9 protein-coding genes are annotated in these 12,541 nt (G+C 71.6%); 4 read left to right on the top strand and 5 right to left on the bottom strand.

The features are described from left to right. Window positions 1–54 precede the first annotated feature (54 nt). The 3 genes from ACYVO6_RS13860 to ACYVO6_RS13850 all read left to right on the top strand — a co-directional run bounded on the left by ACYVO6_RS13860 (window position 55) and on the right by ACYVO6_RS13850 (window position 4,916). Window positions 55–1,644 (top strand): alkaline phosphatase D family protein, encoded by a 1,590-nt coding sequence (locus ACYVO6_RS13860; RefSeq protein ID WP_461060870.1) that lies wholly within the window; start codon window positions 55–57, stop codon window positions 1,642–1,644. 110 nt (window positions 1,645–1,754) lie between these two features. Continuing rightward, a complete protein-coding gene (locus tag ACYVO6_RS13855; protein ID WP_461060868.1) occupies window positions 1,755–3,077 on the top strand; it encodes a GNAT family N-acetyltransferase in 1,323 nt (440 codons plus the stop codon). Window positions 3,078–3,224: 147 nt separating this feature from the next. Further along, complete coding sequence (locus tag ACYVO6_RS13850) at window positions 3,225–4,916, top strand: DUF885 domain-containing protein (protein WP_461060866.1); 1,692 nt, start codon at window positions 3,225–3,227, stop codon at window positions 4,914–4,916. 45 nt (window positions 4,917–4,961) lie between these two features. Here the strand turns inward: ACYVO6_RS13850 and ACYVO6_RS13845 are convergent, their stop codons facing one another. The 3 genes from ACYVO6_RS13845 to ACYVO6_RS13835 form a co-directional block, all read right to left on the bottom strand. Next, the gene (locus tag ACYVO6_RS13845; RefSeq protein ID WP_461060864.1) at window positions 4,962–5,825 is read right to left on the bottom strand and encodes an SDR family oxidoreductase; all 864 of its coding nucleotides are present in this window, start codon (window positions 5,823–5,825) and stop codon (window positions 4,962–4,964) included. A gap of 389 nt (window positions 5,826–6,214) precedes the next feature. Then, window positions 6,215–6,730 carry an immunity 21 family protein gene (locus ACYVO6_RS13840; RefSeq protein WP_461060862.1) on the bottom strand — a complete coding sequence of 172 codons (516 nt, stop codon included), beginning with the start codon at window positions 6,728–6,730 and terminating at the stop codon, window positions 6,215–6,217. Between the two features lie 74 nt (window positions 6,731–6,804). Further along, a complete protein-coding gene (locus tag ACYVO6_RS13835) occupies window positions 6,805–7,227 on the bottom strand; it encodes a rhodanese-like domain-containing protein (RefSeq protein ID WP_461061385.1) in 423 nt (140 codons plus the stop codon). A 198-nt stretch (window positions 7,228–7,425) separates the two neighbouring features. Here ACYVO6_RS13835 and ACYVO6_RS13830 point away from each other — a divergent pair, with 198 nt between their 5' ends. Beyond that, complete coding sequence (locus ACYVO6_RS13830) at window positions 7,426–7,872, top strand: Lrp/AsnC family transcriptional regulator (RefSeq protein WP_461060860.1); 447 nt, start codon at window positions 7,426–7,428, stop codon at window positions 7,870–7,872. Between the two features lie 36 nt (window positions 7,873–7,908). On the opposite strand, the gene ACYVO6_RS13825 is transcribed toward ACYVO6_RS13830, so the two are convergent. Next, entirely contained in the window at window positions 7,909–10,905 is a 2,997-nt protein-coding gene (locus ACYVO6_RS13825; protein WP_461060858.1) for an AAA family ATPase, read from the bottom strand. Further along, window positions 10,902–12,065: an exonuclease SbcCD subunit D gene (locus tag ACYVO6_RS13820; RefSeq protein WP_461060856.1), complete on the bottom strand. Its 1,164-nt coding sequence runs from the start codon at window positions 12,063–12,065 to the stop codon at window positions 10,902–10,904. Before ACYVO6_RS13820 ends, ACYVO6_RS13825 begins: the two co-directional genes overlap by 4 nt. Window positions 12,066–12,541: the final 476 nt, after the last annotated feature.

Here is a 12,541-nt window from a genome sequence, read left to right as displayed (position 1 = left end):
GCACCAGTAGTTGTGATCCTGCACAGTGGCCGTACCCGTCCCAGGAGGCGTTCCATGTCCCACCGTCCGTCGAGCCCGTTCCCCGCTCGCCGCAGCGTTCTGCGCGGCTCGCTCGCCGCGTCGGCGGCACTCGCTGTGCCGGCCACCGTCGGCACGGCGCCGGCCTTCACTCTGTCGGGGCGGCCGAAGGCCGGGTGGGGCGTGCAGAGCGGAGACGTGAGCGCGCACTCCGGCCTGGTGTGGGTGCGTTCGGACCGGCCGGCTCGGATGGTTGTGGAGACCTCGGCGACCGAGTCGTTCCGTAAACCGCACAGATGGCACGGTCCGCTTCTGGGCCCCGACACGGACTTCACCGGCAGCACCCGGCTGCGCGGACTGCCCGCGGGCGAGCAGATCCACTACCGCGTCCTGCTCGCCGACCCGGACGACCCGCGCCGCACCGGCGAGCCGGTGACCGGCACCTTCCGTACGGCGCCCCTGGGACGGCGTGACGATGTGCGCTTCGTGTGGTCCGGCGACCTGGCGGGCCAGGGCTGGGGCATCAACCCGGACTTCGGCGGCTACACGATCTTCAAGGCGATGGCCGGGCTCGACCCGGACTTCTTCCTCTTCAGCGGCGACACCATCTACGCCGACGGGCCGCTGGCCGCGACCGCGCCCCTGCCCGACGGCAGCACCTGGCGGAACATCACCACCGAGGAGAAGTCCAAGGTCGCCGAGACCCTGGCCGAGTTCCGCGGCAACTTCCGCTACAACCTGCTGGACGAGCACCTCAAGCGGTTCAACGCGCAGGTGCCGTCGATTGTCCAGTGGGACGACCACGAGGTCACCAACAACTGGTATCCGGGTGAGATCCTCACCGACACCCGGTACACGGAGAAGAACGTCGACCTGCTGGCGTCTCGCGCACGGCGGGCGTTCAGCGAGTACTTCCCGATGTCCACGCTGCGGCCGGGCGCCCGGGACGGCCGGGTGCACCGGGTGCTGCGGCACGGTCCGCTGCTTGACGTGTTCGTGCTGGACATGCGGACGTACCGCAACGCCAACTCCCCCGGTACGCAGACCACCGACCCGCAGGGCATCCTCGGTGCCGAGCAGCTGGAGTGGCTCAAGCGGGAGCTGTCACGGTCGCGCGCGGTGTGGAAGGTGATCGCCTCCGACATGCCGCTCGGCCTGGTCGTACCGGACACCGGGGACGGCAAGCCGAACATCGAGGCCGTGGCCCAGGGCGACCCGGGTGCGCCGCTCGGCCGTGAACTGCAGATCGCCGAGCTGCTGCGGTTCATCAAGCACCGGAAGATCACGGGCACGGTGTGGCTGACGGCCGACGTGCACTACACCTCGGCTCAGCACTACCAGCCGTCGCGGGCCGCGTTCACCGACTTCGAGCCGTTCTGGGAGTTCGTCTCCGGTCCGCTGAACGCGGGTGCGTTCCCGGCGAACACGCTGGACAACACGTTCGGTCCGGAGCGGGTGTTTGTGAAGGCGCCCACGGTCGCGAATGTCTCGCCCGCCGGTGGTTACCAGTTCTTCGGCGAGGTCGACATCGACGGCGGCAGCGGGGAGCTGACGGTTCGGCTGCGTGAGCAGGACGGGACCGTGCTGTTCACAAAGGTGCTCCAGCCAGGCCGGGTCGGGCAGTAAGCCCACAAATATAGTTCTAAATAGGACAGAGACTGTCTTAATCGCTCAGTCACAAAGCGTTCGTGATCACGCAACACCCTTCCTGCACAGTGGTTTGCATGACTCCAGACATGACTGACGTAGCACGTACGAAGAAAGACCGTCCGGACCAGCACGGGAGCCGCGGCCTCGTGGCGCGGTTCCGCAGCTGGTGGGAACGACGCCACGATCACGCCCCTCCGAAGGGTCATACCGACGCCCGGCCGCCCGCCGAAGTGCGGGACGCCGGGCCCTTGGAGGCGGCCCCGGCTCTGCCGGAGGCCGTCAGCGCGGAGGCCGTGCTCTGGCGGATGCGGACCACTGTGCGGGACGAGCCGGGTTCGCTGGCCGCGCTGTGCACGGCGCTCGCGGGGCAGCGGGTCGACATCCTGAGCCTGCAGACGCATCCGCTGGCTGAGGGCACGGTGGACGAGTTCCTGCTGCGGGCCCCCGCGGAGGTGGATGCGAACGAGGTCACCCGGGCGGTCGCGCAGGCGGGCGGTGCCCGTACCTGGATCGAACGGGCCGACGCGCACGACCTGGTGGACGCGCCCACACGCATCCTGGGCCTGGCGACGCGCACGGCACTGGACTCGGCCGAACTGCCGCTGGCCTTGCGGCAGTTGCTGGGCCGGTGCAGCATCCGGTCGCTGCCCGCCGGGGCCGTGAGCGTGAACGGCGCCGACGCGGAGGTACCTGTCGAGGGGGCTCTGGCTCATGCCGAAGGGGCGCCCGAGAACACCATGATGCGGCTGCGCGCACCCGAAGGCGGAGTGATCACCGTGGAGCGGCCATATCTGCCGTTCACGCCCACCGAGTTCGCGCGGGCCCGCGCGCTGGTCGAGCTGGACGCCCAGCTCGGTCCGCGCCTCCCGCGCCGGCAGGACGTACTGACGCTGCCTCAGGGCAACGCCATCACCGTGCGCCGCGCCGGCCCCCATGACATCGATGCCGCGAAGGCCATGCACGAGCGGTGCTCGCCGCGCACGCTCAGCCTCCGGTACCACGGCCCGGTCGGTGACGCCGACCGCTACCTCAAGCACCTCCTCAGCCCCCGCTTCGGGCGGACGCTCGCCGTGCAGACCGCCTCGGGTCGCATCGTCGGGCTCGGCCATCTCCTCTGGGACGGCGACGAGACGGAGGTCGCTCTGCTCGTCGAGGACGCGTGGCAGCGGCACGGCATCGGCAGCGAGCTGCTCGGCCGACTGGTGACCATGGCCGCCGAGGCCGGCTGCGACAGTGTGTACGCCGTCACGCAGTCGTCCAACACGGGAATGGTCGCCGCCATGCGAGGCCTCGGCCTCCCCCTCGACTACCAGATCGAGGAGGGCACCCTGGTCATCACGGCCCGCCTGGACGTGACTCCGGTGAGTTCCCGACTCCCGTACGACCAGGAGCAGCCCGTACGGGATTAGACCGGCGACACCGAACGGTTCGGCCGGCCCGGCGCAACCCGTCGGGCCGGCGCCGTGGAGGTGCGGGCCGCTGCTGCCGCCCGCGCCTCGCACGATCAGCGTGGAATCCGGCTGACGCGCACGGCCTCCCCGTATGAGGATGTCCGCATGTCAGAGACGAAGAGCCCGCTGCCCCGCGAGGTCGCCGACGCGTACGTCGACGACCTCATCGCCATCGACCCGGTCACCGGTACATATCTCGGCGTAAAGGAGAGTTCCAGCAAGTTGCCCGACCTCTCGCCCGCCGGTCAGGAGGCGCTTGCCGAGCTGGCGCGGGCGACGCTCGCGCGGCTCGACGAGGCGGAGCGGCAGCCGGGTGCGGACAGTGATATCGAGCGCCGCTGCGCGCGGCTGCTGCGCGAGCGGCTCTCCGCCGAACTCGCCGTGCACGGGGCCGACGAGGGACTGCGCTCCGTCGGCAACCTGGCCACGGTCGCACACTCGGTGCGCGAGGTGTTCACCGTGACGCCGGCCCAGACGGAAGAGGACTGGGCCGCGATAGCGGAGCGGCTGCGCGCGGTGCCGACCGCGCTGGCCGGCTACCGCGCATCCCTCGCCCTCGGCCTGGAGCGCAAGCTCTACGCCGGCCCCCGCCCCACCGCGACCTTCATCGGCCAGCTCACCGAGTGGTCGGACACGGACGGTTCGGGCCGTGGCTGGTTCGAGGACTTCGCGTCGGCCGGTCCCGAGTCCCTGCGTGCGGAGCTGGACGAGGCCGCCCGCTCGGCGACCGCGGCCGTCGTCGAACTGCGCGACTGGATGCGCGACGTGTACGCGCCCACGATCGAGGGCGCGCCGAACACGGTGGGCCGCGAGCGGTACGCCCGCTGGTCGCGCTACTTCAACGGTACGGATCTGGACCTCGACGAGGCGTACGCGTACGGCTGGGCCGAGTACCACCGCCTGCTCGCCGAGATGAAGCAGGAGGCCGAGAAGGTCCTGCCCGGCGCCGAGACCCCGTGGGTTGCGCTCGCGCATCTCGACGTGCACGGCCGGCACATCGAGGGCGTCGACGAGGTCCGCGCGTGGCTGCAGGGCCTGATGGACCAGGCGATCGAGGCGCTCGACGGCACGCACTTCGAACTCGCCGAGCGGGTACGGAAGGTGGAGTCCCGCATCGCCCCGCCGGGCAGCGCGGCGGCCCCGTACTACACGCCGCCGTCGGAGGATTTCTCCCGCCCCGGCTGTACGTGGCTGCCGACGATGGGGCAGACCCGCTTCCCGGTGTACGACCTGGTGTCGACCTGGTACCACGAAGGCGTTCCCGGCCATCACCTCCAACTGGCGCAGTGGGCACACGTCGCCGAGAACCTCTCCCGCTACCAGGCGACGATCGGCGGTGTCAGCGCCAACTGCGAAGGCTGGGCGCTGTACGCGGAGCGGCTCATGGACGAACTCGGCTTCCTCACCGATGCCGAGCAGCGGCTCGGCTACCTGGACGCCCAGATGATGCGCGCGACCCGCGTCATCGTCGACATCGGCATGCACCTGGAGCTGGAGATTCCGGCCGACTCGCCCTTCCACCCGGGCGAACGCTGGACTCCCGAGCTGGCCCAGGAGTTCTTCGGCGCGCACAGCAGCCGCCCCGCGGACTTCGTGGAGAGCGAGCTCACCCGCTATCTCTGCATCCCCGGCCAGGCCATCGGCTACAAGCTGGGCGAACGCGCCTGGCTGCTCGGCCGCGAGAACGCCCGCCGCCGCCACGGCGCCGCCTTCGACGCCAAGGCCTGGCACATGGCGGCGCTGTCGCAGGGGTCGCTGGGTCTTGACGACCTGGTGGACGAGTTGTCGCGGCTGTGATGGTTCGCCGGGCGCGTACAACATGTTGTACGCGCCCGGCCGGCCTCACATGGGACGAGCCTCCCACTGCCGGAACCCGCCCACCGAGTCGACAACCTGCCCGGTGATCCACTCGGCCTCGTCCGTCGCGAGCCAGGAGACGAGGCGGGCGGGGTCGTCGGGCATGCCCCAACGGCCCGCTGGGAACATCGCGGCGATGGCCGCGTAGTCGTCGCCGGTCATGTAGTCCGTGTCCACAGGGCCGGGGTTGACGGCGTTCACGGTGACGGCGAGGTCGGCGAGAGCGGTTGACAGGGTGCGGGTGATCGAGGCGAGGGCGCCCTTCTGGAGGGCGTACGCGATCTCGCCCGGCATGCCGCTCGCGATGTCCTGCCCGGAGGTCATCATCACCACGCGCCCGCCCGGAGTGCGCGGCGGGAGAGCGGCCCGTATCCGGGCGTAGGCCTGGATGAGCAGCAGCACCGAGCGGGTGTCGACCGCCCAGTGGGCGTCGAGCATCGCGGTGTCGATGGTGTCGAGAGTGCCGTCATCACCGGAGAGGGCGTGGTTGGCGACGAGGATGTCGAGGCGCCCGCCGAGTGCGTCCGCGGCCCGTGCGACCAGTTCGGCGGGCACGGTCGGGTCGGACAGGTCGCCCGGACCGTCGGCCACCCGCGCCTCCGGGTCGCCGAGCACCTCGCGCACGCCCTCGGCCACCTCCTCGGGACGGTCGGCGCCCCAGGGCATGGCGGCGTCGTGCGGCACATGGTGGTGCAGATACAGGCTCGCTCCGTACGCGGCGAGTCGCCGGGCCACGGCGTAACCGATGCCTCCGCGTCTGCTGGCGCCGGTGACGAGGGCGGTTCGGCCGCGCAGCGGCAAGGGGTCGCGGCGCAGCGATTCGGCGGTGGGGTGCGGGAGTTGGGGCATAGCCGACCATGATGGTGGGGCGGGCGCTTGGACGGCCATGTTTTATTCCGCGGCCAGCCGCGGATCACAGCCAGGCCGCAGCTACCCCGCACCCTCCCACCGGCGGGAGGGGCCGTGGGCCGGTGCGTCGTATGCCCGTCGCTTAGGTTCTGTCTCAGGCCACCCGCACCGTGTACCAACACCGGGCCGTACGCCCCGCCTGCGACGGGCTGACGCACCGGCCCACGGCCCCGACCCACCGACCACCCAAGGGGCGCGGGGAACGGCGCGACCAGCCACAACGCACCCGCACCCAACCCACCGCCGGAGGCACCCCGCGGGGAACGGCGCGACCAGCCACGACGGACCCGCGGCTTCGAAGCGGCCTCACCCAGCGGAGCGCCTAGCGCCTAGCCCGCGATCCGCCGCAGTTGGACCAGCCCCAGCCACGTCTCGGGCCCGGGCTCCGCATAAGCCGCCCGGACCGCGTACCGCCCCGCTTCCAGCGCGATCCGCAGATGCCCCGCCTTCTCGGCGTTGTTGCCGGGCCATGCCGCGTCGAACAGGACCACTGCTCCGGGAATGTCCCAGTGCACCTCCCGCTCCCACGCCGCCGCGTCCAGGGCCGCCGGTACACCGGCCAGCAACTGTCCCTCCGACTCCGCGGCGCACCACCGTACGAAGGTGCCGTGCTCGGGCAGATAGGCGGTGGCGGCGGGGTCGTCGCCAAGGACGAGGGCCGTGGTGTTGCCGACCGGAAGCAGACCGATGAAGCCTTCCACGTCACAGGCCCGGTCGTAGTCGGACGCCAACTCGACGCCGTCCGCCCCCGTCCAGAACGGCAACACCACCTCCGGGATCGCTATGAGGGGCCCACCGCCGGACTCCACCCACTGGACCGCACCCTGATCCGCGTGACTCACCATGCGGGAGAAGCTACACGCACCGGGTGACACGGAAATGGCTGTGTCACCCATGAGTCCCATACGCCGCAGAGCGCTCAGCAGCCACAGTCCGCCGCGTCTGCCGGCGCCGTCAACTGGTCGGGCGTACGCCGCTCGCGCCCCTCCCAGGTCTCGAACTCGAAGCCCTCGCGCACCCAGTACTCGAAGCCACCGAGCATCTCCTTGACCTGGAAGCCGAGTTGGGCGAGAGCAAGGGCGGCGCGGGTCGCGCCGTTGCAGCCTGGGCCCCAGCAGTAGGTGACGACCGGCACGGACTTGTCGAGGAGTTGCTCGGCCTGCTCGGGGATGAGGGCGGTGGGCAGATGGATCGCGCCGGGCACATGGCCCTGGTCCCAGGACTCCGTCGAGCGCGAGTCGAGGACGACGAAGCCGGGGTCGCCGTCGGCCGCCAGTGCGGCGGCGACATCCGACACGTCCGCGTGGAAGGCGAGGCTCGCGCCGAAGTGGGCGGCGGCCATGGCGGGGGACGCCGGGGGCACGCGCAGTACGGGGTTCGCGGCGAGGGTTGTGGTGGTCGCAGTCGCGGTGTTGGTCACGGTGTGGCCTTCCGTCGAGTTCCGTGCTCAAGAATCTACGGCCGGTAATCCGCCCTTCTGAAGAGGCAATCCATGGTCTCTCCCATGGCCAGCCGGGGATTCCTCTGCTATTCCTCGACCATGACCGCGTATTCCCCGGACGCCACCGACTGGCGCATCCTCGAGGTCCTCCAGCGCGAGGGCCGCGCGAGCTTCGCCGAGCTGGCCCGCGCCGTCTCCATGTCCGCGAGCGCGGTCACCGAACGGGTGCGCCGACTGGAGGAGGCAGGCGTCATCCAGGGGTACGCAGCGGTCGTCGACCCGGAGAGTCTGGGGCTGCCGATCCTCGCGTTCGTGCGGCTGCGTTATCCGACCGGGAACTACAAGCCGTTCCACGATCTCGTCGCCGTGACGCCCGAGATCCTGGAGGCACACCACGTCACGGGCGACGACTGCTTCGTCATCAAGGTCGCGGCACGCTCGATGGGTCATCTGGAGGAGGTGTCGGGCAAGATCGCCACGCTCGGCTCGGTGACCACGAACGTCGTGTACTCGTCACCGCTGCCCCGGCGTCCCATCGGTCACTGATCCCGACACCGAGCCGCCCGAAGGGGTCACCGCACGTCACCGCCCCCGCTGCCGTACGACCGAACCCGATCGCCCCTTCACGACCTCCAGTTGGGCGTGGATGCGGCGCCGCAGATCCGGAACATGGCTGACGATGCCGACGCTGCGGTCCCGCTCCCGCAGCGAGTCGAGGACGTCGAGCACCTCGTCGAGGGTCTGTTCGTCGAGGCTGCCGAAGCCCTCGTCGATGAAGAGGGTGTCGAGGCGAACACCGCCCGCCTCGTCGGTGACGACGTCCGCGAGGCCGAGGGCGAGGGCGAGGGAGGCGAAGAACGTCTCGCCGCCGGAGAGTGTCGCCGTGTCGCGTTCGCGGCCGGTCCAGGCGTCGACGACGTGCAGTCCGAGGCCGCTGCGGCCACGCCCGGCGCGATCGTCGGAGTGGACGAGGGTGTAGCGACCGGAGGACATGCGTTGCAGACGTGCGGTCGCAGCGGCAGCGACCTGCTCCAGGCGGGCGGCGAGGACGTAGGACTCCAGGCGCATCTTGCGTTCGTTGTCCGCGGAGGTGCCCGCGGCGAGGGTGGCGAGGCGGGCCACGCGGTCGTACTCCTCACGCAGTGGGCCGAGTCGGCGCACGGCCGCGGTCGCCTGGTGGGTCAGCCGGTCGAGTTCCGTGCAGCGCCGGGCGGCGGCGTCGCGCGCGGAAGCGGACTCGCGAACCCGGCGGGCAGCGGCGTCGGCGGCTTGTTCCGCCGCGGCCAGGCCGGCGGGCGGCTGCTGGGCGGCCTGAGCCGTGTCGGCCTCGGCGAGTACGGCCCGTACGGCTGCCTCCTCCTGTTGCCAGGTGTCGAGTCGCTGTTGGAGGTCACGGTGGGCCGTGTCGTCGAGGAGCGCGGCTGCCGCGGCCTGCGGCGTGTCGAACCCGGTGCGGAAAGCCGCGTCGGCGAGTCGCGCGTCGGCGTCCTTGAGCCGCTGCGCGGTGTCCGCCGCGATGCGCGCGGCGTCCGCGGCCTCGGTGAGCTGCGCCGTCTGCCGCTCCAGTTGCGCGGCCCGCGCGGAGACGCTGCCCGCGGCGCCCCGGGCCTGCGTCAACTCCTCTTCCAGGGCCGCCCCTTCGCGGTCGAGGGTCTCCCTGCGCGCGGCGCGTGAGGCGGCGCGCAGGGCGGCTTCCTGGTGGGCGGCGAGCCGTCGTTCGTGCTCGTGCTCGGCCTGTCTCAGGGCCTCGCTCGCCGGGTGCAGCCCGGAGGCGGCTTCGCGCGCTTCGGCGTGTTGCCGCGCCAACTCCCCGGCCTGCTCGGCGAGTTGCGCGGTGGGAGCGTCGCCCGCCTCGGCGGTCGCGGCGGCCAGCGCCTCGCGTACGACGCCGAGCCGCCGCTCGGCCTCGGCGCGCTGTTCGTCGGCCTCCTGATGGGCGACGAGCGCCGCCTCCTCGGCTTGTTGATCGATGTGTCCGGCGATCTTCCGGGTGGGCGCCGGGTGTTCGGTGCTGCCGCAGACGGCGCAGGGTTCGCCGTCCACGAGGCCGGCGGCGAGTTCCGCGGCGATGCCGTTCAGGCGCTGTTCCTTGAGGTCGAGCCAGTGGGCGCGCGCGTCCGCGGCGTGCTCGCGCGCGGCGAGCACGCGCGTGTGGGCGTCCTCGGTGTCGCGGGCGAGCTGGTCGCGCAGCCGTGCCGCCGCGAGCCGTGCCTGGGCGGGCTCGCGCTGGACGGCGAACTGTTCGGCGCGGGTGGCGGCCTCCTGCGCGGAATCGATACGGGCCTGGAGCCCGGCGCGGGTGGTCTCCCAGGAGGCGAGCCAGCTTTCCGCGTCCTGGAGCACGTCCTCGTCGGCGCGCTCCTGGCGGTCCAATGCGTCGCGCTCGGTGGCGAGTTCGGCCAGCCGGTGCTCGGCCCGGCGGGCCGACTCCAGGCCGCCCAGCTCCTCGGCGGCCTTGCGCGCGGCAGCCGCGAGGCCGCTCGCTCCGGCGTCGGCGAACGTCACCGGGAGCAGCGCACGCGCGCGTGCCTCGTCGGCAGCCGCCCGCCGGTGCTCGGCCTCCGCGGCGTCGCGCAGGGACAGCGCGGGCGCCACGGCCTCGGCCTTGCGGGCCCGCTCCATCCGCTCCCGGGCCTCCCGGTGCGCTCCGGAACGCTCCTCCAGACGCGCGGCCCGCTCCCGCGCCTCGGCGAACCGCCGCTGCAACCGCGCCACTTCGCGTACGTCGTCGAGTACGCGATCCGCCGCTGCCTGCGCCGACTCGGCGGCTTTCTGGGCGCAGTGCGCCACGGTGAACCGTTCGCGTGCCGTGCTGCGGGCGATCGCCGCCCAGGACAGTACGGACTCGGCCAGCCCCGGGTCTCCGGGGGCCACATCGGGCAGCGGCAGCTCCACGATGTCACCGGCGGCCTGCTGCATGCGGTGCGCGTCAGCGAGTAACGTCGCGTCCCCTTCGCGTACTTGGGCCTCCGCGGCGCGCCGCAACTCGGCCAGGCGTTGCTCGACGGCCGCGAAACGGCGGGTGTCGAAGAGGCGGCCGAGGAGCCTGCCGCGGGCCTCGGCGTCAGCCCGCAGGAAACGCGCGAAGTCGCCCTGGGGCAACAGCACGACCTGGCAGAACTGCTCGCGGCTCATGCCGAGCAGCTGCGTGATCTCCTCGCCGATCTCCTGGTGAGAGCGGCTGAGGTCTTTCCAGGAGCCCGCCGACGCGTCGTACTCGCGCAGCCAACTCTGGGCCTTGTCGGTGGTGGTGCCCGAGCCGCGCTTCTTGGCGCGCTCCCAGGGCGGCTGCCGGGTGAGCTCCAACCGGCGTCCGGCGACGGTGAGTTCGAGACGGACTTCGGTACGGGTACCGGGCGCGGCGTGATCGCTGCGCAGGGTCAGCCCCTGGCCGCTCTGCCGGGCGCCCGGCACCGACCCGTACAGGGCGTAGCAGACCGCGTCCAGAACCGAGGTCTTGCCCGCGCCGGTCGGCCCGTGCAGCAGGAAGAGCCCGGCGGCCGACAGCTCGTCGAAGTCGACCGCCTGGGCCCCGCCGAAGGGCCCGAACGCGGTGATGTGCATCCGGTGCAGCCTCATCGGGCCACCTCCCGCACTGCCTCGTCGGCGCGCACCGCGTCGAACGCCTCCTGGAGTACGACCTGTTCGCGTGCGTCGGGGCCCGCGCCGCGTACATGGGCCACGAAGTCCTCCGCGATCTCCTGGTCGCTGCGTCCCACCAGGCGGCGGGCGTACGAGACGTCCGGGTCGTCGGGGGCCCGCTCGGGATCGAAGACGAGGCTGAGTGTGTGCGGGAAGCGCTCGCTGAGCCGTGCCATGGGGTCGGCGGGACGCACCGGGTCGGTGAGGGTCGCCTCGACCCACGCCTCCTCGTGGCGCGCCAGCTCCGGGTCGGCCAGCAGGTCTTCCAACTGCCCCCGGATACGGGCGAGTGCGCGCGGTACGGGACAGTCGATCCGCTCGGCGGCGAGCGCACCGTCCGCCGCCAGGTCGACCAGCCACATGCTCTTGCGGTGCTCGGCCTCCGAGAAGGAGTACGGCAACGGGGAGCCTGAGTAGCGCACGCGCTCGGTGATGGTCTGGCTGCCGTGCAGATGACCGAGCGCGGCGTAGTCGACCCCGTCGAAGACCCCGGCCGGTACGGCGGCGACCCCGCCCACCGTAATGTCCCGCTCGCTGTCGCTGGCCTCGCCGCCGGTGACGAAGGCATGCGCGAGGACGACGGAACGGGTGCCCCGCGCGCGTGTGGCGAGGTCGGCGCGGACTCGCTCCATCGCGGCCGCGAGCACCGCCTCATGGCCGGGCTTCTCCACCCCGAACTCGTCCTTCACCAGGGCGGGTTCGAGATACGGCAGCCCGTAGAAGGCCACATCGCCGTGGGCGTCGGCCAGCACCACGGGCGTACCGCACGCCGAAGGGTCGGTCCGCAGATGGATGCCAGCGCGGTCGATGAGCCCGGCCCCCACGCCCAGCCTGCGCGCCGAGTCATGGTTCCCGGAGATCATCACCGTCGGCACACCGAGGTCGGCCAGCCGGTGCAGGGCGTCGTCGAAGAGCTCGACCGCCGCCAGCGGAGGCACCGCCCGGTCGTACACGTCCCCCGAGACGACCACCGCGTCCACCCTGCGCTCGCGCACGGTCGCGACGAGGTGGCCGATGAACTCGGCCTGGGCACCGAGCATGCTCACCCGGTGGAACGCCCGGCCGAGATGCCAGTCGGAAGTGTGCAGCAATCTCACAAAATCGCTCCGACCTGCACGTTTCCCCCTCCTGCACCTCAAAAACCAGCACGAACCAGCACGGGCTGGCGGTCAACGCTCACCACGCTAACCCCTATGGGGCCCCGATCCACCACGGGACTCAGCCCATCGCCCGCTTGCGGCACCGAATTGCCAGAAATGTCCGCGGCGATCTGGTTGACGGTACGGCCGAGCCTTCGAGGCACGTCGAGGAGGGGGCGCCTGCATCCCGGATGCGTCCCCCAGAGTCTCTCGTGCGAGGCCAGGCGAACAAGAAGATACAGGTCAGGCCCCAGGGAGGTGCCATCAGGCCAGGCGTCTTCTAAGCACTCCGCCCAAGTTGCTCCCGTGAAGGGTCCGCCTCGCACCGTTCCGATCACCGAGCAAGTCGCATGCTTGCTCGGAGAGGCTACCCACGACGGCAAGAAGGCCCGCTGCTCACCCTCCCCCACGGGCTGACGTTCGGGCGTGAGACC

This window comes from Streptomyces pseudoechinosporeus (assembly GCF_054783935.1).
This window is presented reverse-complemented; position numbering and strand designations above follow the sequence as displayed.